This is a genomic window from Methylomonas sp. EFPC3 (genome assembly GCF_029643245.1).
Taxonomy (GTDB): domain Bacteria; phylum Pseudomonadota; class Gammaproteobacteria; order Methylococcales; family Methylomonadaceae; genus Methylomonas; species Methylomonas koyamae_B.
On record NZ_CP116398.1, the window covers coordinates 2,328,173 to 2,349,683 of the forward strand.

A 21,511-nucleotide genomic window follows, 5' to 3' on the forward strand; every position below is an offset into this window, starting at 1 on the left:
GATAATGAGGGAAACACCATTATCGGACCGCCATGAAACGCTACGCCCCGGAACTCCAACAAACCGCCAAAGCGCTATATGTGCGCGGCTATGCGGTGCCCGAGATCGAGCGGGAAACCGGCGTGCCGACGCGGACTTTGTACAAGTGGCGCGATGCGCAGGACTGGGACAGCTATTGCCCGCCGGATACGGTGGAGATTGCTTTGGCCAGGCGCATCAATGTGCTGGCGGAACGGGAGAACAAGACCGAAGCGGAGCTGGCCGAATTTACGGCGCTGACCAAAAATTTCGGAAATCTCAAAATAGAGCTGGCTAAGGCCTCGCTGATAGAAGCCCAAGCAAATGCATTGGCTAGTGGCAGATCGTTGAATGTCGGCGTTCCTGGTGAGGCGAATTTTTCACAGCCGGCGGAAAAATCCGAGAAACCCGAGAAGCGCAAGAAGAAAACCCCGAAAAACGACGTCTCGGGCATCACACCGGAGATGTTGGACGACGCCAGGCGCAATCATCTGTTCAAAGACACCGACGAAAACAACAAAGAAGTTTGGCGCGGAGTATTTGATTATCAGGAGCTTTGGTACGCCCACCGGAACGACCGCATTCGACTAATTCTGAAAAGCCGGCAGATCGGGGCAACCGCATATTTCGCATTCGAGGCGCTCGATAGATCAATAAGAACCGCCGAAAACTGCATTTTCCTGTCCGCCAGCCGCGACCAAGCCGAGGTATTCAAAGCCTACATCATCGCCTATGCCAAAAATTGTTTCGACGTGGAGCTGAAAGGCCAGGGCGTGATCATCCTGTCCAACGGCGCCGAGCTGCGGTTTTTGTCCACCAACAGCACCACGGCGCAGAGTTACCACGGCCATCTGTACATCGACGAGGTGTTCTGGATACCCAATTACAAAAAGCTCAACAAGGTGGCCAGCGGGATGGCCGCGCACAAAAAGTGGCGGATCACCAAGTTCTCCACGCCGTCGGCGATCAGCCACGAGGCGTACGCGGAATGGTCCGGCGAGATTTATAACCAGCGCCGCGCCGACAAGGACAAGGTGGAGTTCGACATCAGCCATGCCGCACTGACGAACGGCGCCTACGGCCCGGACAAAAAGTGGCGGCACATGGTGACGGTGAAGGATGCCGAAGACCAAGGCTGCGACCTGTTCGACATCGACGAACTGATGGACGAATACAGCGAGGACGATTTCGCCAACTTGTTCATGTGCAAGTTTATCGACGACAGCCAATCGGTATTCTCGCTGTCCAAACTGCTGGCATGCACCGTGGAAGTGGATGAATGGCCGGACTACAAACCGGAACACGCCCGGCCGTTCGGCAATAAGCCGGTGGCGTTGGGCTACGACCCGAGCCGCACCCGCGACAATGCCAGCCTGGCGGCGCTGGCTATCCCGTTGGTGCCCGGCGAGGCCTGGCGGGTACTGCGCACCGACAGCTACCACGGCCAGAACTTTCAGTACCAAAGCAACCGGATCAAGGACGTGCGCGACACCCACAACGTGCAGCACATCGGCATCGACACCACCGGCATCGGCCACGGTGTCTATGAGTTGGTGCAAGTGTGGTACCCGTCCGTCACGCCGATCCACTACAGCATGGACATGAAAACCAAGCTGGTCGTAAAAGCGCTGGACGTGATCGAGAACGCCCGCCTGAAGTACCGCGCCGGCGACCACGAGATCACCCGCGCCTTTCTGATGATTACCAAAACCACCACCGGCAGCGGCCAGATCACCTACGCCAGCAACCGCAGCACCGAGGCCGGCCACGCCGATATCGCCTGGAGCATCATGCACGCCCTGCATTACGAACCGATCGACAACAACGCGCGGAAAGCTACCGCAACCTTTAGCGACTAACCGGAGACCGACATGATCAACGACCACCTCACCCTCAGCGATGCCGGCCGCCAATTGCTGTGCGGCATCGAAATCCTGCGCTTGAAACCCTACGACGACCAGACCGGCAAAGAGATTCGGGAATGGTGCCAGGGCGCGACCATCGGCTATGGCCATTTGATCCGGATCGACGAATGGGAGCGTTACCGCCACGGCATCGACACCGACAGCGCCGTCGCCCTGTTCGAAGCAGACCTGGCGCCGTTCGTCGCCAGCGTCCGCCGCAATATCCGCGTACCGCTGCAACCACAGCAGTTCGATGCGCTGGTGATGCTGGCGTACAACATCGGCAGGACCAACTTCGCCGACTCCAGCGTGGTGAAAATGGTCAACGATCCGCGCGCCGTGACCAAATTCCCGACCCTGGAAAAAGCCTGGAAGGCCTGGAACAAATCCCAGGGCCGCATCAGTAACGGCCTGATCAACCGCCGCCGCTGCGAGCTGGACGTGTACCAACGCGGCATTTATAAACGCTGGTAAGGGGCGGCCATGTCGGAAACACTCGAAACCAAAAGCGGCAGGTCGCTGGCATTTTCATTCGGCGACCCGGAGCCGGTATTGTCCAACCGGCTGACCGATTACCTGGGCGTGTTCCTGGACATCGGCGGCGCTTATTACCGGCCGCCGGTGGATTTGACCGGACTGGCGGATTTGATGAACGCCAACGCCTACCACGGCCCGATCCTGCACTTTAAGGCCAATATGGTGGCCAAGTGGTTTGTGCGCAGGCCGCTGCTGGATACCGTGAGCTTGCGCCGGCTGGCGCTGGATTACGCGGTATTCGGCAACGCCTACCCGCAACTGTTCTTCAATCGACTCGGCAAATTGGTGCGCATCGGCTGGCAGCCGGCGATCAGCATGCGCGCGACCAAAGACCCGGCCGTGTTTGTGAAATTGCGCAGTACCGCCGACCCAGGCTACGCCACGCAAAATTACCTCGAGTTTAGGCCCGGCGAAGTTCTGCAACTGAAGGAATACGACGTCAAACAAGGCATCTACGGCGTGCCGCAATACCTGGGCGGGATCCAGTCGGTGCTGCTGTCCGAGGATTCCACGCTATTCCGCCGCAAGTTCTTTTTAAACGGCGCCCACATGGGCTACATCCTGGTGACGACCGACGCCGGCCTGGACCCGGAAACCGCCGAGCAGATCGAGAAAAAGGTGCGGGAATCCAAAGGCCCCGGCAACTTCCGCAGCTTGTATTTGAATATCCCGCGATCAAGCAACAAAGAGCCGGTGCAAGTCATTCCGGTCGGCCAGTTCGGCAGCAAGGACGAATACCAGGCCATCAAGGACGTGACCCAAGAGGAAATGCTGATCATGCACCGCTGCTACCCCGGGTTGGTCCCGGCGCTGCCGGCCAACGTCGGCGGCTTCGGCGACCTGGAGAAGTCGATGCGGGTGTACTACGAGATGGAAGTGACGGCGATGCAGCAGGTGTTTTTAGCATTGAACGAAATGCTGGGCGTGCCGGCCGTGCAGTTCCGCGAGCCGGACTGGAAACAGGCCGCCTGACATGGGCGAGGTGCATATCGAAGTGAAGCAAGCGGTGGTGCGGCGCTATGCCGACAAGCTGCACTACGCCGACGCCGATCCATTTAACCTGGTCTGCACGCTCGATTTCATCGGTCGCAGCGAAGCGCAAATCAGCGCCGATCTAGCGTGTCCGGATAACCCCATCACCCGCGCCGATCTGCGCGAACTACGCCGGCAGTTGGTAGCCGATTACGCCGTTCGTCGACTCTATTGCTGGCGCATCAAGGACGCCGCGCCGCCGTATCCCGGCCGCATTCTGCGCGAGGATGGGCCGCTGGTGTATTGGGAGATGGTGTTATGAAACAGTTGCTATTCAGCGGCAGCGCCGCGATCGTGGCCGTCTGCATTTGCCTGGCGATGGAAGCGATCCACCTGAGCGGCATCGTTATCGGCCACGTCGGCGGCCGCTGTATCTCGGCCCGGCGGCAGTTGGCCGGCGTGTTCGAGTGGCGGTTGGGTTGCTGGCGGTGACGGCGGCACGGCGGCTGGCGGCCGGATTGGTGCTAATGGCGGCCGCCAGCGGCTGTCCGCAAGCGCCGGTAAAAACCGGCTGCCAAGGGCCGCGGCCGATGCCGCAATTTACCCGCGTCGACTGCCGCATGCTGCCGGTACCGCATCAATGGTATTTGCCGGCGGAGCGGTGGGCGGACGCGGCAACCGCGCCCGCCCGCTCGATTAGCCGGCTTTAGTAAAGCCAACCTCCTTAAACATCTCCCGCACCTCGTCCAATATCGCCTTTTCCCGCTCGATGATCGGGTCAATGATGTAGGACAGTTCCGAAAGCTCTATCGCATTGGCGCCCGGCGTTTGGCCGTTGAGCAGGCCGGTGACGCAGCGCAGGGCAATGATTTCGCTTTCCATCGCTTCCATGCGGTCCATGATTTGGCTTTTCAGGCCGGCGAGTGTGGCGCTCATGACTCGGCTCCTACAGTTAACGCGGCTTGGCCGGCGTTGCTGAACAGGTCGAGCTGTTTGTAATCCTTGCCCAGCAGTTGCAGATCCGGCATTTTGCGGCCGACCAGGTTGCACAGGTCGCGCAGCTCGGCGGCCAGCAGTTTGAACAGCATCGCGTCCTTGGTTTCGGTCAGGCGGGTGGTAACGTCGACGATTTGCTTGGAATACGCCAGGCGTTCCCTGGCGTCGATGCTGCCGAAGAAGCCGTTTTTGCGCAGTTGCGGCAACACCTCTTCGCAGACCCAGTTGGCGAAGGCTTCGGCTTTGGGTTTGTTGGAGCGGAAGATGAGTTTGTAGACGCCGGCTTCGTTGATGAATATGGCTTCTCGGTCGCCTTTTATGGTCGGTTGATAGCCGACCATAACCCATGTTTGAGGCATGTTGCCCAGCGTTTTTGAGCCGCCGCACCACGAAATTTCGAGAGCTAAGCAGACATCTTTTGCGCTAAACCAGACGTCGCCGTTCTCGTCGACGGCGGTTCCTACGAATTGATCGGCAAACGCGAAACCGTTTGCCAGAGTTTTGAATTCAGACATGATTGTCTCCGTGACTATTGGTTTAAAACCGACAACCATGAGACCAAGCATGGGTGCCGGGCTGAACAGGTTGGTCTACCGGAGTCACGACCCGGCCAGCCTTGCGGCTGCCTGCCCAGCCCGACATAACGAAGGGCCGAACGCTGCGCACAAAAAAACCGCTGGTAAGGCGGTTGTGCGCCATGACTTTCCGGGAGACCAATCCCAGGCACTGGATTTTGCCAGTGCTATTTCAGATTAGGCCCGGAAAAACCGTTTGTCAACAAGCATTTGACGGAGGGATTTTACACCTAAAAACAGGTGTAAAAACTGGGCTTTTTCACCCTTTTTGTGTGGTGAAATTGTTGCGCCGCCTTGCTACAGTGTTAGGCTGTTTTTACTGCCGATTTGAGGAGGTTGGCATGAACGAACGAGCGCCTTATCAAAAGGCTATCGGTGCCGGGCATTTGATGAAAATCAATTACGATCATAAAGGCGGCAAAATCATTGCCGGCGTTATTCGCCCTTTGCGCTTCAACGATAAAGGCAAGCTGATTGCCTACAATTACACCAGCGATAGCGAACGCATCTTAGAACTGAAACATATCACTGACATTCTCCCCTTTCAGCCGCAGTTCGTTAGCGGTGAAGAACCGGAATCAGTTAAAAATTTTCGCTGGCTGGTCAGTAAAAGCGTGATTCCACTGTGGGAAAACGGCTGGCTTATCAATACCAACGATGAATATTTAGGTATTTACCCAAGATCGAAAGACGATACCACGGAAACCAGCAAAGGCTACGCAGACCAAGCCGCCTATATGCAGTACATCAAAAGCAACCACCATCAGTTTCATGTTTGGTTCAAGGATGGCCGTTATTTTAGATTTAGCGCCTTTTCCGATGGATTGAATCAAATCATGAAGTTTGCCGACGATCATCCGCAAATAATAAAGCCATGACAATTAGGCGTGAGGCACGGTCTTTGAAAGATTTATGCGCGCATTACGATCTGTCGCTCAATCCGTCCAGCATTGGAAAGGCATTGGTAAATACCGGTGTCATGCGTGAAATCAGTTACCTGTCTACTACCGGATCGGGCGAAGAAAAGCAGTTCAAGGAAATAGTCCCGGATTATCTTGAATTTGGTGTTAATAGAAAAACCATGCATGAGTTCAAGACTGAACCGAGATTCTATATCGATAAATTTCCACAACTGCTGGAAATTGCCGTTAAACAAATTCAGTTGGAACTGGATCAGGTAAAAGGCCTAAACACCTGAATCTAGGTGTAAATGCTATAATATCGCCAAAACTTGAGGAGGTTTTGGCGTGAAAGTTCAGTGTCCGCATTGCTTGTCTAAGGCCAGAATCACCTCGCGCAACGAGATCACCACCACAGTGGCCGATCTGTATTGCCAGTGCATGAATACCCAAGCTTGCGGGGCGTCGTTTGTGATGACGCTGGGCTTTTCCCGCTACCTTAACCCACCCCTCACCAGCACCCAGCGCCTGGCGGCGCACATCATCGGATCGTTGACCAAGGCTCAGCGGCAGGAATTGCTGCAGGGCGATTTGTTTCATTGATACGGCGACCAATCCGGATCGCTTTCTTTCATCGCCAAGGTGTACCAATGTAACTGCGCAAAAAACTGCCGCCGGGCCTGGGCTTGCAGCCACAGCAGCCGGTAAAACAGTTCGACGTGGGCGTTCATCATCAAAATACCCGCCCGGCATTCCTGATATTTTCAAACACTTCGAATGCTGCCGTGCGCTGATCGCCGACAGGCAGTAAAGTGCAGTAGTCGTGCCAGGCCTTTTCCGCTTCTTTCAGTTTGCGGTTGGCGATGTCTTGATAGACCGGGATCAATTCTTCTTCCGGTACTAGCCGTTTATCGCGGCACAGGTCTGGATGAAAGCGGACAAAGCCGGAGCAAGGCCTGGCGTTTTTTCTGATGATATCCGGATCGTCGCCGCAAAGGCTGGTACAGTCGCAGTTTTTCATGGCTATTTATCCAACGAGTTATACACGCGGCGATCCACTACGAACGAGGTCGGCAGGTAGTGGTTTTCGTCTTTGTCCTTGATGGCGGCCGGATCGAACAGCCTGGCGTTGCCGATATCCTGCGCCATGCCCAGGTTGGCCGCGGATTGCTCCAGGTCTTTCAGGCGGGCGCCGTAGCGGTTGAAGTAGTGGATGATGTAGTCGCCGGTTTTTAGGGGTTTGTTGCTCATGGTTACCTCAAAAAATCGATGTTTGAATGCCGTCCGTTTTCGGCTTGGTAGCGTTTAACGGACGGCCTAATTGACGCTTGATTTCATCGCGCCAGACTTTGTATGGGTGATATTTCCGTTCGCCGAAGGGATATGCATCTGCCAAGGCTTTACGCAGTTTCGTAGGATCATCTGTGCCGACGGCACGAATGACGTCGGCAATGATCGGTGCAACGGTTTGGCGCCAGGTCACGGCTTACTCCGTCGTTTCCAAGGCCAGGCCTTTGGCGGCTTTGGCGTTTTGTCGGGCTTGCCAGTGTTCCTTCGGCAATGAGGTGATGCGCTCTAACTCGTTGCGCTCTTCGGCGTCGGCGTTGACTTGCAGGTGTTCTGCCAGGGCCAGCAATGCCACGCCGACTTGGCCGATTTCCTGGGCGACGTCGCCGGCAGGCTTGGTGTAGACGTGATCCACCAACTCTTTGATGTCTTCTGGAAACATGTGCGTCGCCTGGGCCAGTTCGATCGCTTCTTCCATAAAGCGGGCGATGCGTTCTGCCGTGACGGAAGCGGTTCGTTTTCCGAAGGTGGCGTTGGCCCATTGCAGGATGGCGGCTTGGCGGTCGGCTCTGTTGGAAAACGCTTTTGTAGGTTTTCGGACGCTTCTCAATCTATCCAGCAATATTTCAGTATGTCTAATCGATTGTTTTAAGGCGCGTTCGGCTTCATCAATTTTGGCGAGGTGTATTTCATCCAGCGTTAAATCAATCGCATCTCTAACGCAGTCGGCTATGTCGGCAATGCCACAAAAATCTGTTGCTTTCATTTTGTTTCTCCTCAAGTTTTGGTTTTTGTGTGGTACGCGGTGCGTACCCTACGATTTAAAACGGCAGGTCATCAGTTTCGTGATCGATCCAGGTCACATCTGTTCGTTTCACAGTCGCTATCGATTTAAGTACGTGAAATTCTCCGCCGTGTTTTCTGGTTAATCGCTCGGCTTCTTGCTTGGCTGATTCAATAGTTGAGTGTTTGAACGTAGGTGAACATCCGTTTTCGCACCAAACCATAAAAAATTCGTACATTTATCCTCCTAATTAAAAATCAATGCTTAAACCGCCAGCACCAAACGTTCCGGCTCTCGATCCGGCTCTTGACGCTGCCGGTGCCGAGGAATTCGCGTTTGCGGCTGGTGGGTAGCCAGCGGCGCAGGTCTTTGCTGTCGATGGTTTCTTGTTTCATGTCTACGCAGGCGCGGCGGAAGTGTTCCAGGTTGACGCTGATTTCCCGGTCCGGCTGGTGGCTGTGGTTGAGCAGGTCGCGGCCGGATGCCACGTCCGGTATGTCGTCCGGCAGATCGGACGGACGCGGGCGGCTGTTCAGGTAGTCGAAGATGGCCCAGAACTGCTGGACGATGGGGTGATCTTCGTTCAACGATTCCTGGCGGGTTTGCGCCATGTCGATCAGGGTTTTGTGGACGCTGCCGATGGCGGCGTCGCTGATCGGTACGGCCAGGCGCAGGCAGTCGGCAAAAGCCATGATCTTGGCGTGGTTCTCGACGATGCGTTGCAGTTTGATCTTGGGATCTTGCTGCAGGGCGACACGGTGGGCTTTGAACGATTCGTTGAATTGCTTCATCACCGCTTCCGCTTTGCTGACGCTGTGCAGCAGAAAGCCGGATACGTCTTCCACATTCAGCAGGTTCAGCCGGTCCGAGGCGTATTTACCTTCCAGCGAGTGATGCGAGCGGTCGAAGGTTAAGTGGCAAATCCGGGTCATGATCGCTTCGGACGCTACCACCGGCACGTTTTGCACGATCATCAAGCCGCTTTTAAAGGTGGGCTTGCGGGTGCTGTTGTCTTGGGTTTTTTGGCCGGTGACGCGGCCAAACTCGCCGTCGAACAGGTCTTTTTGTTCGTCCCAGTTGAAACGCTTTTGATGTCGGTCCTCGGCCAGTTGTTCGTTATCGGTTTCGTTGAATACCACCGGCAGGTTGGAGACTTCCGCCATTTTGCGGGTGCGGCCGGCCAGGGTAGAGCTGTTGGGGTTGAAGGACTCGCCTTCGCGGCCCAGCAGTTTCCACAAAAAATCGACCATGTCGGATTTACCGGAACCGGCCTCGCCGACCACTTCCAGGAAGGGATAAGAGCGGTGCTGGTCGCGGACTTGTTCCACAAATAGGCAGCCGAACCACCAGGCCAGCACGACCAAGCCGCGGATACCGAAGGCGGTTTGGTAATCCTTCAACCAATCGACCGGCTGTTTTTCGGTGAGTTTTTGTTTGATGTCGACGGTGGTTTTGATGCCGCCTTGTTTGAGCTGGAAGAAGCTCTCTTTGTTGACCTTCAGTATTTTCCCGCCCTGAACGGCATAATCGGGAAACACGTAGGCCTTAGTGGCGCGGTCGTAGCCAACGTAATCCAACGTGGTAACAATTTTCGGGATTTTCCCCATCCAGTTCTTGTAGAGGTAATCCAGATCAGGACCCGTGCCGGTAAATTGAGCACCCGGCGCTTTTTGCATCGCCGCTTTTTTAAAGTCGCCTGCCGCGCCGAAAGTTTTACCCGGGAACGGGAGTTGTATTTCAGGTGCCTGGTTCTGGAAGTTGAAGCGGAAAAAGTATTGGCCATCTTCGCCATTCTCCGGTTGTTGAAAGTACAAAAAATCCATGCGGAAGGTGGCGATGGGTTTGATCGCGGCGGCATGGGTAAAGGCGCGGTCTTCGGCGGTCAACGGATCGTGGTCGTGTTCCTTGGCGACGGCTTTTTCGTATTCGTTGGGGTCGATCTTGAACGAATATGTGGTGTTGCCGAAGGTGTACACGAAATAGGTTTTGCGCGGGTCGTGTTCCCACATGACCTGGGCGCGCTTGATGTAGTTGGGCGCCAGTTCCACTTTGCCCAGGTAGGCATAGTGGGCAATGTCGTCCTCGGTGAGTTTTTTCAGCCGGTGCAGATCGTTCCAGTCGGCTTTTTCGTCGGTTTCGCTGCTCAGCGCGGCGGAGACTTTCTCGCCTTGGTCGCGCAGGCGTTTGGCATGTTTGTGCAGGGCTTTGCGGCCGGCTTTGTCGTTGTCCAGGGCAAAGGTCCATTTCACGCCCTTGCCCAGGTGCGGTTCGATGGCTTTGTCCGGATAGGTGCCGCTGGACATGATGGCACAGGCTTTGTACCCGTTCAGATATAGGGCAATGGCATCCAGGATGCCTTCGCACAGATAGACGCGGTCGTCCGCTTCGATGGTCATGCCGGGCGGCTGCCACCACAGGCCTTTGAACTGGCCTTTGAAGTTTTTATTGCGGGTTTCCTTGTCGCCGTTTTCGTGGCTGATCGTCACGTCGTCGATCAGGCGCTCCCACATGACTGTCTTTTCCGCATCCAACCAAAAGCGGACGGTGGCCGTGCCTTTGTCGGCGTGCGGGTGCCAGTATTTGCCCTGTTCATACCAGCCTTTGAGTTTGCCAACGTCGAAGCCGCGGACCAGGCCCAGGTAGGCGTCGGCGGTGGCAGTCGGGTTTTCCGGCGTGGGTTGGTATTTTTTGTTGAGGTTGGCGAACAGGTCCGGGAACAGGTCTTTGCTGGCCATACTAAAACCGCATTTGTCTGAACGGCTGCACAAAACAACTGCAGGCGATGCGACCCAGGTCCACAACTCTTTTTTGCCGCATGATGGGCAGACGCCTTCACGCAGGTGATCGCCACGCAACTTGGCGTTGAACGGCGGGCGTTGCAGGCGCTGGACGATTTGGTGGTTTATTTCATTCCACATCGCAAAAGCCCATTTCCTTAAACGCCGTAAAGCGCGCTTGGGTTAAGCATTCCGGACGGCCGGATTGGTGATGATGGACCAAGGTTTCGAAGCGGCGGATTGCTTTCGGCCTGACGTTAGGGCGCAGTTGCCGGAGCCAGCCTTTGTTGCTGAGCGGTAGGTGGCACATGGTGGGGTTACTCCTCGGTCAATGCGATAAATTCGCTTTTTTTGATTTCGCGAAAATCGGGAGGAATAGTTACCGGGTCGTCGCCGAACGGGATTTTGAATACCAGGGTGCTTTTATAAAAACCGGCGACAGAAAAATACAATCGACCAGCGTCAAATTTATGAACATTCACTGAAAACTCAGTAACTGCGTAATTCGAGAAATTGAATGTGGCTAATTTCTTCAAGCGTGCAGATATCTGTTTGCCAATCGTAGTTTGGCGATTTGGCTGGTAAACCCAATATTTATGACTTTCGTGTTCAACTTGAAATGGCTTTTTAAAGCCTTTTTTTTCCGAGCCATCGGCACCGGCGAATGCCAAACCGGTAGGCGCTGACCTTTCACGTTCATAAAATGCATCGGCGCCCATTTCCGTTAGATATTCCTGACGGTCTTTTCGTTTCTGGTTGGCAAACTCGAGTCCCTGATTAGCAACCCGATCGGCCTTTTCGCCTTCGGCAATAAAATATTTAATTTCTGGCATCGGTATTACTCCGGCTTAACAGGTTTGGCGGCTGCAGCCGCTTCGAATTCGCTCGCGAGGATTTCGATCATGTGGTCAGAGACAGGTAGATCGGTCGCGCAATAGAAAAACTCGCCTTCCGCTAGAATTTTCAAATTACCCCTGAAAAAGAAATCAGACCAACACAAGCCGATGGTTTTTAAGACCGGATCTAAGTCCGGCGAAAGCGTTGGAAGTCGCGAAGTGTACTCATCGAGTAACGCGGTAAGCTCCGCACGGATATCCTTCTTCGCCGTTGATATTCCGCGCGGTCTTTGGATGCCGTACTTATCCGGCTTAGTCCACAGCCTAGTATCTGTGACCTGCATTGCTCAATGAATGCAGCATCTTCGGCTTCGGAAGCTCTCCAGGCTTCCCGCGTTGCCGGGTTATTGGTCTTGTAATACTTGATCGTTTTGTCTGACACGGGCTCTCTCCTCAAGAATCCGCCGCCCTTCGCGCACGTACTCTCTCGCCCGGTCGCGCGGAAACACGATGGTGGCGGAAAAGGCGCGTTTGTCGGCGTTGAATGGGTTGTTTTCGTCTTTAATCAAGGCCGCCACGCCGGGATCGAGCGATTGCAGGCCGTACCACAACTGGCGTTGGGTATCTTCGTCGAGCGAAGTCGGGCTGATCATCGGCTGGTAGCGTTCGACCTTGGTCGGCATGGCTTAACCCGGCGCTTGGCCGTTGCAGACCACCAGCCACTGGTACAGCACTATGGCCAGGGTGGCGAACAGGCAGCCGGCGGCGCATTGCCAGGCGCGGCGATCGTCTTTCAGGTTTTCCACTTCGGTTTCCAGTTGGCCGATGCGGCGTTCGCGGTTGCAGACGCGCTGTTCGACAAATTCGACGTAGTTTTGACTTTTGACGGTCAGTTTCAGCGGTTTTGGGTGGCGGGCTTGCACGCTTCTGGTCCTGATGGGGATATGGGCGACGGCGGTCATGGCGTTCTCCTATCTGGTGTGGATCAAGGCGGCCAGGAGCAGTTGGCCGATTTCGAATTGCAGTTGTTGTTTGCCGTTTTCGTGGCGGACGGTCAGCACGCGGTCGGTGCTGCGGTCGATGTCGATGAACCAGGGCAGGCTGCCGGTTTCGTAGACGCCCAGGCGCTCGATCAGGATCAAGCGCAGGTGGGTCCAGTTGAAGAGTTCGTCTTCGTATTCCATCAGCGCGACCATGCCTAGATCGATCAGTTTTTGGCGGTCGTGCTTCAGGTAGCGCGGGGCGTTGGCGGTTAAATATTCGTCGGCGCGCAGGCACACTTCTGCCAGTTTGGCGACGGTGCTGGTGACGGCGAGCGCGGCGGCGCTTTGGTCGGCATGGGTGGCAAGTTGCATGGCGGTCTCCTCAAGTGTCGCGTTGAAAGCGCGGGGTTTGGTTGCGGGTATGGCAGCGGCTGAGCGGCGGCCGCGGGCAGTGCGGCGGTCGGCGCAGGTCGGTGTTAAGTTGGTCGCCCAGGCAGCAGGTGCAGAAGCAGAGCAAAAGCCAGGTTTTGATAGTGATTTGCACTAACTGATTGGCTACGGCTTTGGCGACGATTTCCGCGGCGCTGTGGGCGCCGAGTTTTTCGGCGATGGCTTCCACTTGTTTGCTGACGCAGCCGTATGAGCGGCAGGTTTCGTCGGCGATCTGCTGGCGGGTCATGCCGGTGCAAAGCCGGCAGAGTACGGCGGCCTGCCGTGGGGTCATGGGGCCGCGTTGCAGCAGTTGGACGTGGAGTTTCATGTCGGCGGATTAATGCGAGTTGTTTATTTGATCAATGGCTTGCCTGGCCCATTGCTTAAACAGTTTGCTACCGGTATCTGGATGCGGATGGTCTATGTATAGGTGGATTTCTTTTTGGGTGGCTCTGGCATCCAGCGCTAGTACGTCGATGCAGTCGTCGAATAGCTCTTTATCGATCGACCGCAGAGAAACCAGGTTAAATGGGAAGTTGTAGCCGTTGTATAGACCGAGCAGGAAGGCACGAACGGTTTCCGCTTGTCCAGTATCGCCTTTTGCGACTTTTACCAGTCGGTGCAATGCCGGAACGCCGGCATCTATACGAAGGGTGCGTTCTAATTCGTATTCAGCGATTTGTTGAATAAATTTCGCAGTGGCAGCGTTATGTTCTTTGTCTTGTGTTTGCATGGCGGTCTCCTCACTTCGGGCTGATTAGCCCATTTCGTGCGAACGATTGTTCGCGTCTAATTAGCGCCGGGTAACGAAGTTGTTACTTCCGGATCGGGTTGTTTTATGCCTAGCGCAACGGCTATGGCGTGACTGTCTCCGTAGTTGCCTTGCAACTCTCCTGACAGCACACGACGGACGGCCTTTTCCTTGAATCCGTGGAGTTTTGCGAACGCTGGGACGGATAAACCATTACGCCGTAGGTAGGCTTTGGCTTGCTTCCGTGTACGCAATTTCTTACGGGCAGAAAGTGAACTTTTGTCTATACTTGCGTGTTGGGTCATGTTCGGGTTTGTTTCGGGTAGATGTTGGGTAAATTATGAGAACAAAACTTCTCTATGTCAAGTGAAGAAGATAATAAAAGTTCGCTTTTTGGGGCGCGGCTGCGCGCGGAGGCAAAACGACTGGGTTTGAATCAGGCCACGGCCGGCAAGCTGTGCGGGGTGAGCCGGGAAATGTGGGGAAAATACGAACGCGGCGATGCGATACCGGGAGGAGAAGTTTTGTTCGCATTCGCCAGTGCTGGCGCGAACTTGCATTTCATCGCTACCGGTCAATCGTTTGTGGCTGAGCAGGCGGCCGGTTATGCACTTACTCCGGAAAAGGAAAAGCTTCTCGAGAATTACGAGCATTGCTCGGAGGAGGACAAGCGCGCTATCAGGCGATTGGCGCTACTGGCCTCAAAGGAGGCCGAGACTGAAACGGAATCGCCGGCGCGATCGGCGTAATAGAGGTATGTCTGATGAGTAGGAATCGTAAATCTCCGGAAATCGTGCGCTTGCAGTCCTTGCTGGCTGAGTTGGGCGAGACGCCGGCTTCGCTGGAAACCAAAACCGGGATCGCGGCGCGGACGATCAACAATTGCATCTGGGGCGATCAGCCGTTGGGCGGTCGGTTGTTGCGGGCGTTGGCTGAACAGTTCGGCGTCAGTATCGATTGGTTGGTGATGGGGCGCGGGGCGATGTTTGCCGGCGGCGAGTCGGCACCGGCGCCGGGGGCGCTGTTGCCGTTTTTCGAGACGGTGGATCTATCAACGGTGCAGGATTTTTGGTGGCTGGCGGCGCGCTGCGCGGAAGAATCGTTGCGGCAGTCCGGCGCTACGCCGGGGGTGGACTATTCCTATCTGGATTTGTACCGGCTGGCGCAGCCGTTGGTGGCGGAAAAATTCGGCGCCGGCGAGCTGTCCCTGGTGGCCCATGAGGCGGCCGGCTGAAAGATTTTTCAGGAAAGGCCTTCGGAAATCCATTACCGGCATGACCGAGCGCGCTTGTGTGGTTTTTATTTCTTTTTATATCAATACGTTGCGCTAGTTTTTTGCGCGTTTTCACGGCATTACCAAGCCATTACTCGGCATTACCGGCTTTTTTGCGCGATTGGCCGCAGGCCGCGCCGTGTCTGGCTTTCAGAGGTTTTTGTATAGCGGTTGAATGCCATTACCAAAGCATGACCGAATTTCATTACCGGTAATGGCTTGGTAATGCGAAAGTAATGAAATTACATGACCTGTTTTTTGTGTCTATCCATTTGTTTTGGTTAGTTTATTTTAATTTGCAACTCAGTTGGTCATGTTGGTAATGGATTTCCGAAGGCCTTTCCAAATTTTGAAAGCTGCCGGCGCCTATGTGTGCGTGCGCATGCGCGTGAGTGTGTTAAGTGACTGTTAAACAATATAAAAACGGTAAATGGGGCGTCGAGATCGATCGAAAGGGGATTCCGAGGGTCAGGAAGTCGAGTTTTGCTTCGAAAGCGGAGGCGGAAGCGTTTGAGCGGGAGTATCTGGCCCGGTATGCGACCAAGATCAATGCCAATGCCGACAGCCGCTCTTTAAAGGAGCTGGTGGAGTTGTGGTTCGAGTATCACGGGCTGAATCTGGCGGACGGCGAGAAGCGGCGGCGTTGTTTGCTGGATCTGGCGACGGCGCTGAAAAATCCGGTGGCGAGCCGGCTGACGGCGGAGGAGTTTGTCAAATATCGGGCGGCTAGGTTGCGGGCTGGGTTGTCTCAGAAGACAGCGAACAATCATCACGGCTATTTGTCGTCGCTTTATAACAAGTTGCGCAAGTTGCGGGTGATCGATTACGAGAATCCGATCGGTGAGGTGGATTTCATCAAGATACAGGAGCGGCAGTTGTCGTATTTGTCGACGGATCAGATTGTGACGTTGCTCGAGGCGATTCAATCGGGCTGCGATAACGCTTCGACGTGGTATGTGGCGCAGTTGTGTCTGCGCACGGGCGCCAGGTGGGGCGAGGCAGAGCAGTTGCGGTTTAAGCAGTTGCATTCCGGCCGGGTGACGTATGAGTTTACCAAGGGTAAGCGGACGCGGACGATTCCGCTGGATCCCTGGTTTTACGCGGAGTTGATGAAGTTTGCCGGCTATAAGAATCCGGACGATAGGCTGTTTACCAACTGTATCGGTTCGTTTCGGCGGGCTGTGGCCAGGACTGATCTGGATCTGCCGCGCGGGCAGTGTAGCCATATTCTGCGGCATTCGTTCGCCAGCCATTTTGTGATGAAGGGCGGCAGTATTGTGTCGCTGCAGAAGATTCTCGGCCATGCCAATATCGAGATGACGATGCGTTACGCGCATTTGTGTCCGGATCATTTGCAGGATGCTGTGCGGCTGAACCCGATGGCGGACGTGGGTTCGATTCCGTGATTGGGGTACAATGTGTTGTTAGTCATGGCGGGTAATGTCTGGCGGGCAAGTGGCGGTCGCAACCGCCAAAAACCGCCAGCTACCGCCAATTTTGAGCCGGCGTGTTTTTGTAAGTATATGAAAAATAAAGCCTTGTTTTTTTGTGGAAAGTCAGGCGGCGTTTTCAATTCCCCCCACCTCCACCAAATACAAGGGCTCGGATAATCTCCGGGCCTTTTTTTTGCCTGAAATCCCCGCACCACTCGGGTTCCGGGCATCTGTGTTCAGGGGAATCGGCACTGATGCAACTAACTGGTAGATTTTCAACGCTCGTTGCCGGCTCTGCTTATACCTGCTGAGCGCGGACGCAAATACCTGCCCGCGCATCGTGTCTGGCGGCTGCGGAAATTTCGGCGGTCCGCAGTCGATGAATGGGCAAGCCAGTGGCGAGCGTGAACACAAAGATCAAGGACAAGGGGCGTGACTGTGGCATTCAACGAAGAAGAAACCCGATTCCATCTTATTGATCCAATATTGCGCAAGAAGGGTTATGACGACCCTCAGCGCATCCGTCTGGAAACCCCGGCGCCGGTGGAGCCGACCGGACCGAAGGGACGACGCAGCAAACGCGGCGGTAGAACAGATTATTTACTGTGCGTGCAGGTGGGCGATATGCCCAAGCCGCTACCGGTCGCGGTGCTGGAAGCCAAACGCGAAAGCGAAGACCCGCTCAAAGGTATGGAGCAAGCCAAAGGCTACGCGGACTGCTCCCGCTTTGACGTGCAGTATGTGTTCGCCAGCAACGGCCATCTGTATGGCGACTACGACAAACCCAGCGGCATCCAGACTGGCCCACATCCGCTCATCGACTTCCCGCCACACCCGGACCTGTGCACGCGCTACGCCAAGGACAAGGGCATCGATCTGAATTCGCCTGAAGCTGCCCTGCTGTTTCAGGCCGACAGCCCGGCCTGGTCGGCCAGTCGCTATTACCAAGATGCAGCCATCCGCACGGCCTTTGAAAAAATCATTTTGGAGCGACAAGCGGGCAACCCAGCGCGCGTACTACTCACGCTGGCGACCGGCGCGGGCAAAACCATCATTGCCACCAACCTGCTGTGGCGTATGGCGCAAGCAGGGTTGTTGCCCAAACCCGCGTTGTTTCTGTGCGACCGCGACGAACTACGCGAACAGGCTTACACCAAGCTCAAAGCCGCTTTTGGCGGCAACGCGCGCATTGTGGAAACCGTGCGCGGCCAGAACGCCGCCGCCAATGCGCGCATCCACATCGCTACCTATCATACGCTCGGCATCGACGAGGACGGCAATGGCAGCTTTCTCACCGACCACTACGGCCATGACGCCTTCAGCGTCATCATCATCGACGAATGTCACCGCTCGGCTTGGGGTAAGTGGTCGCAGGTGCTCACCCGCAACCCCAACGCCATCCATATCGGCCTCACCGCCACGCCGCGCAAGCTGAAACCACCCAAACACGACAAGAAATCCAAGGACGTGGAAACCGCCATCGCCGCAGACGATGCCATCACCGCGCACAACATCCAATACTTTGGCGAACCGGTGTACGAATACACGCTGGCGCAAGCGCAGGAGGACGGCTATCTTGCCGCCTGCGAAATCATCAAGCGCAAGGCCGACATCGATGCTCGCGTGTTCACCCGCGAGGAAATCATCAGCTCCGGCGCGCGCGACATCAAAACCGGCAAACCGCTCACCGAAGCAGACCTGACCAAAGCCGAATACACCGGCAAGGACTTCGACGACGAACTCTTCATCGACCTGCGCACGCCCAAGATGTGTGAAGACCTGTTCCAGCTCTTGTGCGACAACGGCGGGCCGGAGCAAAAGGTCATTATCTTCTGCACCCGCGACCTGCACGCCGACCGCGTAGCCATGCAGATGAACAACCTCTACGCCCGCTGGTGCAAAGAGCAAAACAAACCCCGCAAGGACGACTACGCCTTCAAATGCACGGCGGCGGGCGGCGCGGACAAGATCGAGATCATGCGCGGTAGCGGCGAGCGCGCCTTCATTGCCTGCACCGTCGATCTGCTGGAAGCCGGGGTGGACATCGAACGCCTCAACGCCGTGGTGTTCTTCCGCTATTTGCAATCGGCGATCAAGTTTTATCAGATGGTGGGGCGCGGCACCCGCATCCACGAAGAAACCCAGAAATATAAATTCTGGCTCTACGACTACACCGGCGTCACCGACCTGTTTGGCGTGGACTTCATCACCAACCCGCCTCGGCCAGGCGGTGGCGACAGTAGCGGCGGAACCGGCGGCGGCGATGACGACGGTGGCGATGACGACAGCCCGGTCGTCCCGGTGATGGGTGGACAAAGAGTCATCATCAACGCACAAGGTCGTTTCATCCTCGGCAACCGGGGCGGCGTCGCCACGCCGATTCCGGTGGATGAATACCGGCATGAGATGATGGCCCGCGTGCTCTCGGAAGCCCACAACCTCGACGACTTCCGCGCCTTGTGGGTGGAAGCCAAAAAGCGCCGTCAGCTGATCGCCCACCTGCTGGGCGACCACCTCAGCCCCGAGCTGATCCGCGATGCCGAGCAGATGAACGACTTCGACCTCTACGACTTCTTCGGCAAGCATGGCTACCACGCTAGAGCGCTGACCCGGCCGCAGCGTGGCGCGGAATACCTGAGCGTCAATGCCGCGTGGTTTGCCGACATGGACACCCAACCGGCCACCGTGCTCAAGGGCCTGGGGCATCAGTTCGCGCTGGACGGCACCGAGGCGCTGGAAAGCAGCGCGCTGTGGGAGGTGCCGGAGATCAAGCTGGCGGGCGGGATTAACGCGCTGCGTGCCTTGGGTGCGCCGACGCAGGTGATGCAGGACGCGAAGATGAGGTTGTTTGGGGCATGAGATTTGTTCCTCTGGCCAGAGTCGCCGATGTGCAGCTCGGGAAAATGCTTTCACCCAAAGCGAAAACTGGCAGCAGTTACTTCCGCTACCTGCGCAATACGAACGTCCAATGGGGGCGCCTTGATCTTTCAGATTTGGCGCAGATGGATTTCTCCGAAGCCGAACGAAAGAAATTTGAACTGCGCTTTGGTGATTTGCTGGTTTGCGAAGGTGGCGAGCCAGGGCGTTGTGCGGTGTGGAGAAACGAAGTCTCAGACTGCTACTACCAGAAGGCATTACACCGCGTCAGGCCGCACGAAGACAAGGCAGATTCGGAGTTCATCAGCTTATGGATTCGGCATCAAGCCAGTACCGGTGTTTTTGAGGATCAGAACGCAAAGACAACGATTGCGCATCTGCCTCAGGTTCGGCTAGAGCAGCTATTGATTCCCGACGTCAGCATTACCCAACAACGACAAATCGCCACCCGCCTGAAAGCCCAATTGGCCGAAGTGGACACCGCGCGGCAGGCGGTGCAGGTGCAGTTGCGGGATGCGGGCTTGCTGCGCCAACGTCTGCTGAAGCAGACTTTCGATGCCTTGGCCGATGGGCCGCACAAGGTGCTGGGTAAGTGGGTTATGTCCTATCGCAATGGCTTTGGGAAACGCCCAGGTGAAGGAGAGACAGGGCCGATAGTGTTGCGCATTGCAGATGTATCTAGTGGAATCATCGATCTCTGTAATCCGAGATGTGGCGCGGTTTCCCTAAAGGAGGCTCATACTTATCGCCTGCAAACAAACGATTTGCTTTTCATTCGTGTCAACGGTGCTCGCCATATCGTAGGCCGCTGCTGCGTGGTTGGCTCTAACCTGCCAGCCGACACGATCTTCAACGATCATTTAATCCGGGTTTGCCTCAAGCCGGGCATTGATCCTGAGTATGTGCGTTTTTGTGTAGAAGCCCCTTCAGCTAGGACTCGAATCGAAGAAGCAGCTTCGACATCTGCGGGCCAGCTGACCATCAATCAAGATGTTATTGGTGGCATAGAGGTCCCCGATATTTCAATTAACGATCAACGCCGCATCGTCACCGCTCTGAAACAACAACTGGCGGAAGCCGATGCCCTGCGCGCCGCGCTGGAGCAACAACTACGCGATTTGGACGCTTTGCCGCAGCGCATCCTCGCCCAAGCTTTTCAAAGTGGAGCACCCATCGCATGAGCCTCACTCCGCAATCTGCCGATTTCGCCGACATCGCCCACCTGATAGCCCAGGCCAAACAGCGTGCGGTGCAGGCCGTCAACACCACGCTGATCGAGCTGTATTGGTCGGTGGGCGAACGCATCAGCCGCAAGATTGCTGCGTCGGATTGGGGTGATGGCGTGGTGGAGCAGCTGGCGCGGTATCTGGCCCAAACCCAGCCGGGGCTGCGTGGATTTACCCGCCGAAACCTGTTTCGTATGAAGCAGTTTTATGAGGCTTACGCCGACCATGAATTAGTGTCACCACTGGTGACACAATTGCCGTGGACGCACCACCTCATCATCCTCAGTCAGAGCCAACGCCCCGAGGAACGCGAGTTTTACCTGCGGCTGGCGGTGCAGGAAAACTGGAGCGTCAGTTCAAAGCGGCGCTGTTCGAGCGCAGGGTGTTAAGCCCGGCAAAAGTCTCACCACTGGTGAGACAAACACACCCCGAGGCAACCAGCCTGTTTAAAGACAACTATTTGCTGGATTTTCTTGACCTTGCCCCAGGATCATGCCGAAATCGACCTGCACCGTGGTTTGCTGCAGCGGCTGAAGGATTTTTTGATTGAGCTGGGACGTGATTTTTGCTTTGTGGACAGTGAATATCCCGTGCGGGTCGGCGGGCGTGACTTTGCACTGGACTTGTTGTTCTTTCACCGTGGGCTGAACAGCCTGGTGGCTATTGAACTGAAGGTGGGTCGCTTCGAGCCGGAATACCTGGGTAAGCTGATTTTTTATTTGGAAGCGCTGGATCGGGATGTCAAAAAATCACATGAAAACCCGGCTATCGGTGTGCTGCTGTGTGCCAGCAAAGACGACGAGGTGGTGGAGTATGCGCTGAGCCGCAGTTCATCGCCAGCGCTGATCGCCGAATACCAAACCCAATTGACGGACAAAGCCTTGCTGCGCGCCAAGCTGCATGAGTTTTATCTGCAAAACATCCAAGCCTTGAACGAGAGTGAAGACTGAA

General features: G+C 55.8%; 32 protein-coding genes. 16 read left to right on the forward strand and 16 right to left on the reverse strand.

Features of this window, described 5'->3' with window-relative positions; all coding sequences use genetic code 11:
• Positions 1-32: 32 nt before the first annotated feature.
• From PL263_RS10405 to PL263_RS10430, 6 genes are read left to right on the forward strand one after another with little or no spacing between them, the layout of a single operon-like run.
• Positions 33-1,877, forward strand: a complete 1,845-nt coding sequence (locus PL263_RS10405; RefSeq protein ID WP_278209366.1) for a terminase family protein — start codon at positions 33-35, stop codon at positions 1,875-1,877.
• A gap of 12 nt (positions 1,878-1,889) precedes the next feature.
• Positions 1,890-2,396: a lysozyme gene (locus PL263_RS10410; RefSeq protein WP_278209367.1), complete on the forward strand. Its 507-nt coding sequence runs from the start codon at positions 1,890-1,892 to the stop codon at positions 2,394-2,396.
• Between the two features lie 9 nt (positions 2,397-2,405).
• Entirely contained in the window at positions 2,406-3,431 is a 1,026-nt protein-coding gene (locus PL263_RS10415) for a phage portal protein (protein ID WP_278209368.1), read from the forward strand.
• Between the two features lies 1 nt (position 3,432).
• Entirely contained in the window at positions 3,433-3,753 is a 321-nt protein-coding gene (locus PL263_RS10420; protein WP_278209369.1) for a hypothetical protein, read from the forward strand.
• Positions 3,750-3,923 (forward strand): hypothetical protein, encoded by a 174-nt coding sequence (locus PL263_RS10425; RefSeq protein ID WP_278209370.1) that lies wholly within the window; start codon positions 3,750-3,752, stop codon positions 3,921-3,923. The genes PL263_RS10420 and PL263_RS10425 overlap by 4 nt, the downstream gene beginning before the upstream one ends.
• Positions 3,899-4,141: a hypothetical protein gene (locus tag PL263_RS10430; protein WP_278209371.1), complete on the forward strand. Its 243-nt coding sequence runs from the start codon at positions 3,899-3,901 to the stop codon at positions 4,139-4,141. The genes PL263_RS10425 and PL263_RS10430 overlap by 25 nt, the downstream gene beginning before the upstream one ends.
• Here the strand turns inward: PL263_RS10430 and PL263_RS10435 are convergent.
• Both PL263_RS10435 and PL263_RS10440 read right to left on the reverse strand, forming a co-directional pair.
• Positions 4,128-4,367: a hypothetical protein gene (locus PL263_RS10435; protein WP_278209372.1), complete on the reverse strand. Its 240-nt coding sequence runs from the start codon at positions 4,365-4,367 to the stop codon at positions 4,128-4,130. The two genes, PL263_RS10430 and PL263_RS10435, sit on opposite strands and share 14 nt — an antisense overlap.
• A complete protein-coding gene (locus PL263_RS10440) occupies positions 4,364-4,942 on the reverse strand; it encodes a BRO family protein (protein ID WP_278209373.1) in 579 nt (192 codons plus the stop codon). Before PL263_RS10440 ends, PL263_RS10435 begins: the two co-directional genes overlap by 4 nt.
• 182 nt (positions 4,943-5,124) lie before the next feature.
• On the opposite strand from PL263_RS10440, the gene PL263_RS10445 reads away from it, so the two are divergent.
• Genes PL263_RS10445 through PL263_RS10455 form a run of 3 tightly spaced genes read left to right on the forward strand, consistent with a single transcriptional unit; the run spans position 5,125 to position 6,504 of the window.
• Positions 5,125-5,880, forward strand: a complete 756-nt coding sequence (locus PL263_RS10445; RefSeq protein WP_278209374.1) for a hypothetical protein — start codon at positions 5,125-5,127, stop codon at positions 5,878-5,880.
• A 23-nt stretch (positions 5,881-5,903) separates the two neighbouring features.
• The gene (locus PL263_RS10450) at positions 5,904-6,200 is read left to right on the forward strand and encodes a hypothetical protein (protein WP_278209375.1); all 297 of its coding nucleotides are present in this window, start codon (positions 5,904-5,906) and stop codon (positions 6,198-6,200) included.
• 49 nt (positions 6,201-6,249) lie between these two features.
• A complete protein-coding gene (locus PL263_RS10455) occupies positions 6,250-6,504 on the forward strand; it encodes an ogr/Delta-like zinc finger family protein (RefSeq protein WP_278209376.1) in 255 nt (84 codons plus the stop codon).
• Here the strand turns inward: PL263_RS10455 and PL263_RS10460 are convergent.
• The 14 genes from PL263_RS10460 to PL263_RS10525 form a co-directional block, all read right to left on the reverse strand.
• Complete coding sequence (locus PL263_RS10460; protein WP_278209377.1) at positions 6,498-6,635, reverse strand: hypothetical protein; 138 nt, start codon at positions 6,633-6,635, stop codon at positions 6,498-6,500. The genes PL263_RS10455 and PL263_RS10460 overlap by 7 nt on opposite strands.
• The gene (locus tag PL263_RS10465) at positions 6,635-6,922 is read right to left on the reverse strand and encodes a hypothetical protein (protein WP_278209378.1); all 288 of its coding nucleotides are present in this window, start codon (positions 6,920-6,922) and stop codon (positions 6,635-6,637) included. The genes PL263_RS10460 and PL263_RS10465 overlap by 1 nt, the downstream gene beginning before the upstream one ends.
• A 2-nt stretch (positions 6,923-6,924) precedes the next feature.
• Positions 6,925-7,152 carry a hypothetical protein gene (locus PL263_RS10470; RefSeq protein WP_278209379.1) on the reverse strand — a complete coding sequence of 76 codons (228 nt, stop codon included), beginning with the start codon at positions 7,150-7,152 and terminating at the stop codon, positions 6,925-6,927.
• 7 nt (positions 7,153-7,159) lie between these two features.
• Positions 7,160-7,384: a hypothetical protein gene (locus PL263_RS10475; RefSeq protein WP_278209380.1), complete on the reverse strand. Its 225-nt coding sequence runs from the start codon at positions 7,382-7,384 to the stop codon at positions 7,160-7,162.
• Between the two features lie 3 nt (positions 7,385-7,387).
• Positions 7,388-7,954 (reverse strand): hypothetical protein, encoded by a 567-nt coding sequence (locus PL263_RS10480; protein WP_278209381.1) that lies wholly within the window; start codon positions 7,952-7,954, stop codon positions 7,388-7,390.
• A 275-nt stretch (positions 7,955-8,229) separates the two neighbouring features.
• The gene (locus PL263_RS10485; RefSeq protein ID WP_278209382.1) at positions 8,230-10,890 is read right to left on the reverse strand and encodes a toprim domain-containing protein; all 2,661 of its coding nucleotides are present in this window, start codon (positions 10,888-10,890) and stop codon (positions 8,230-8,232) included.
• Positions 10,880-11,059, reverse strand: a complete 180-nt coding sequence (locus tag PL263_RS10490) for a hypothetical protein (protein ID WP_278209383.1) — start codon at positions 11,057-11,059, stop codon at positions 10,880-10,882. The genes PL263_RS10485 and PL263_RS10490 overlap by 11 nt, the downstream gene beginning before the upstream one ends.
• Before the next feature lie 7 nt (positions 11,060-11,066).
• Positions 11,067-11,582 (reverse strand): DUF5420 family protein, encoded by a 516-nt coding sequence (locus tag PL263_RS10495; protein WP_278209384.1) that lies wholly within the window; start codon positions 11,580-11,582, stop codon positions 11,067-11,069.
• Between the two features lie 5 nt (positions 11,583-11,587).
• A complete protein-coding gene (locus PL263_RS10500; protein WP_278209385.1) occupies positions 11,588-11,929 on the reverse strand; it encodes a hypothetical protein in 342 nt (113 codons plus the stop codon).
• A gap of 60 nt (positions 11,930-11,989) precedes the next feature.
• Positions 11,990-12,268, reverse strand: a complete 279-nt coding sequence (locus PL263_RS10505) for a hypothetical protein (protein ID WP_278209386.1) — start codon at positions 12,266-12,268, stop codon at positions 11,990-11,992.
• Between the two features lie 3 nt (positions 12,269-12,271).
• Entirely contained in the window at positions 12,272-12,547 is a 276-nt protein-coding gene (locus tag PL263_RS10510; RefSeq protein WP_278209387.1) for a hypothetical protein, read from the reverse strand.
• 9 nt (positions 12,548-12,556) lie between these two features.
• Complete coding sequence (locus PL263_RS10515; RefSeq protein WP_278209388.1) at positions 12,557-12,940, reverse strand: hypothetical protein; 384 nt, start codon at positions 12,938-12,940, stop codon at positions 12,557-12,559.
• 10 nt (positions 12,941-12,950) lie between these two features.
• Positions 12,951-13,328 carry a helix-turn-helix transcriptional regulator gene (locus tag PL263_RS10520; RefSeq protein ID WP_278209389.1) on the reverse strand — a complete coding sequence of 126 codons (378 nt, stop codon included), beginning with the start codon at positions 13,326-13,328 and terminating at the stop codon, positions 12,951-12,953.
• A 9-nt stretch (positions 13,329-13,337) separates the two neighbouring features.
• Positions 13,338-13,733: a hypothetical protein gene (locus tag PL263_RS10525; protein WP_278209390.1), complete on the reverse strand. Its 396-nt coding sequence runs from the start codon at positions 13,731-13,733 to the stop codon at positions 13,338-13,340.
• Positions 13,734-14,110: 377 nt separating this feature from the next.
• Between PL263_RS10525 and PL263_RS10530 the strand changes: the two genes are divergently transcribed.
• The 7 genes from PL263_RS10530 (at position 14,111) to PL263_RS10560 (ending at position 21,510) form a co-directional block, all read left to right on the forward strand.
• Positions 14,111-14,500 carry a helix-turn-helix transcriptional regulator gene (locus PL263_RS10530; protein WP_278209391.1) on the forward strand — a complete coding sequence of 130 codons (390 nt, stop codon included), beginning with the start codon at positions 14,111-14,113 and terminating at the stop codon, positions 14,498-14,500.
• A 14-nt stretch (positions 14,501-14,514) separates the two neighbouring features.
• Positions 14,515-14,985: a helix-turn-helix transcriptional regulator gene (locus PL263_RS10535; protein ID WP_278209392.1), complete on the forward strand. Its 471-nt coding sequence runs from the start codon at positions 14,515-14,517 to the stop codon at positions 14,983-14,985.
• Positions 14,986-15,425: 440 nt separating this feature from the next.
• Positions 15,426-16,430, forward strand: coding sequence for a tyrosine-type recombinase/integrase (locus PL263_RS10540; protein WP_278209393.1), 1,005 nt, complete (start codon positions 15,426-15,428; stop codon positions 16,428-16,430).
• 465 nt (positions 16,431-16,895) lie between these two features.
• Entirely contained in the window at positions 16,896-19,316 is a 2,421-nt protein-coding gene (locus PL263_RS10545; RefSeq protein ID WP_278209394.1) for a DEAD/DEAH box helicase family protein, read from the forward strand.
• The gene (locus PL263_RS10550; RefSeq protein ID WP_278209395.1) at positions 19,313-20,515 is read left to right on the forward strand and encodes a hypothetical protein; all 1,203 of its coding nucleotides are present in this window, start codon (positions 19,313-19,315) and stop codon (positions 20,513-20,515) included. The genes PL263_RS10545 and PL263_RS10550 overlap by 4 nt, the downstream gene beginning before the upstream one ends.
• Positions 20,512-20,949, forward strand: coding sequence for a DUF1016 N-terminal domain-containing protein (locus PL263_RS10555; protein WP_278209396.1), 438 nt, complete (start codon positions 20,512-20,514; stop codon positions 20,947-20,949). Before PL263_RS10550 ends, PL263_RS10555 begins: the two co-directional genes overlap by 4 nt.
• Positions 20,950-21,039: 90 nt before the next feature.
• The gene (locus tag PL263_RS10560; RefSeq protein ID WP_278212870.1) at positions 21,040-21,510 is read left to right on the forward strand and encodes a PDDEXK nuclease domain-containing protein; all 471 of its coding nucleotides are present in this window, start codon (positions 21,040-21,042) and stop codon (positions 21,508-21,510) included.
• Position 21,511 lies beyond the last annotated feature (1 nt).

Bases quoted from the DNA above. Each gene is read 5' to 3' on its own strand.
- PL263_RS10405 (WP_278209366.1), top strand. From the start codon at position 33: ATGAAACGCTACGCCCCGGAACTCCAACAAACCGCCAAAGCGCTATAT.
- PL263_RS10410 (WP_278209367.1), top strand. From the start codon at position 1,890: ATGATCAACGACCACCTCACCCTCAGCGATGCCGGCCGCCAATTGCTG.
- PL263_RS10415 (WP_278209368.1), top strand. From the start codon at position 2,406: ATGTCGGAAACACTCGAAACCAAAAGCGGCAGGTCGCTGGCATTTTCA.
- PL263_RS10420 (WP_278209369.1), top strand. From the start codon at position 3,433: ATGGGCGAGGTGCATATCGAAGTGAAGCAAGCGGTGGTGCGGCGCTAT.
- PL263_RS10425 (WP_278209370.1), top strand. From the start codon at position 3,750: ATGAAACAGTTGCTATTCAGCGGCAGCGCCGCGATCGTGGCCGTCTGC.
- PL263_RS10435 (WP_278209372.1), bottom strand. From the start codon at position 4,367: ATGAGCGCCACACTCGCCGGCCTGAAAAGCCAAATCATGGACCGCATG.
- PL263_RS10440 (WP_278209373.1), bottom strand. From the start codon at position 4,942: ATGTCTGAATTCAAAACTCTGGCAAACGGTTTCGCGTTTGCCGATCAA.
- PL263_RS10445 (WP_278209374.1), top strand. From the start codon at position 5,125: ATGACTTTCCGGGAGACCAATCCCAGGCACTGGATTTTGCCAGTGCTA.
- PL263_RS10460 (WP_278209377.1), bottom strand. From the start codon at position 6,635: ATGATGAACGCCCACGTCGAACTGTTTTACCGGCTGCTGTGGCTGCAA.
- PL263_RS10465 (WP_278209378.1), bottom strand. From the start codon at position 6,922: ATGAAAAACTGCGACTGTACCAGCCTTTGCGGCGACGATCCGGATATC.
- PL263_RS10470 (WP_278209379.1), bottom strand. From the start codon at position 7,152: ATGAGCAACAAACCCCTAAAAACCGGCGACTACATCATCCACTACTTC.
- PL263_RS10480 (WP_278209381.1), bottom strand. From the start codon at position 7,954: ATGAAAGCAACAGATTTTTGTGGCATTGCCGACATAGCCGACTGCGTT.
- PL263_RS10485 (WP_278209382.1), bottom strand. From the start codon at position 10,890: ATGTGGAATGAAATAAACCACCAAATCGTCCAGCGCCTGCAACGCCCG.
- PL263_RS10490 (WP_278209383.1), bottom strand. From the start codon at position 11,059: ATGTGCCACCTACCGCTCAGCAACAAAGGCTGGCTCCGGCAACTGCGC.
- PL263_RS10495 (WP_278209384.1), bottom strand. From the start codon at position 11,582: ATGCCAGAAATTAAATATTTTATTGCCGAAGGCGAAAAGGCCGATCGG.
- PL263_RS10500 (WP_278209385.1), bottom strand. From the start codon at position 11,929: ATGCAGGTCACAGATACTAGGCTGTGGACTAAGCCGGATAAGTACGGC.
- PL263_RS10505 (WP_278209386.1), bottom strand. From the start codon at position 12,268: ATGCCGACCAAGGTCGAACGCTACCAGCCGATGATCAGCCCGACTTCG.
- PL263_RS10510 (WP_278209387.1), bottom strand. From the start codon at position 12,547: ATGACCGCCGTCGCCCATATCCCCATCAGGACCAGAAGCGTGCAAGCC.
- PL263_RS10515 (WP_278209388.1), bottom strand. From the start codon at position 12,940: ATGCAACTTGCCACCCATGCCGACCAAAGCGCCGCCGCGCTCGCCGTC.
- PL263_RS10520 (WP_278209389.1), bottom strand. From the start codon at position 13,328: ATGAAACTCCACGTCCAACTGCTGCAACGCGGCCCCATGACCCCACGG.
- PL263_RS10525 (WP_278209390.1), bottom strand. From the start codon at position 13,733: ATGCAAACACAAGACAAAGAACATAACGCTGCCACTGCGAAATTTATT.
- PL263_RS10530 (WP_278209391.1), top strand. From the start codon at position 14,111: ATGTCAAGTGAAGAAGATAATAAAAGTTCGCTTTTTGGGGCGCGGCTG.
- PL263_RS10535 (WP_278209392.1), top strand. From the start codon at position 14,515: ATGAGTAGGAATCGTAAATCTCCGGAAATCGTGCGCTTGCAGTCCTTG.
- PL263_RS10550 (WP_278209395.1), top strand. From the start codon at position 19,313: ATGAGATTTGTTCCTCTGGCCAGAGTCGCCGATGTGCAGCTCGGGAAA.
- PL263_RS10555 (WP_278209396.1), top strand. From the start codon at position 20,512: ATGAGCCTCACTCCGCAATCTGCCGATTTCGCCGACATCGCCCACCTG.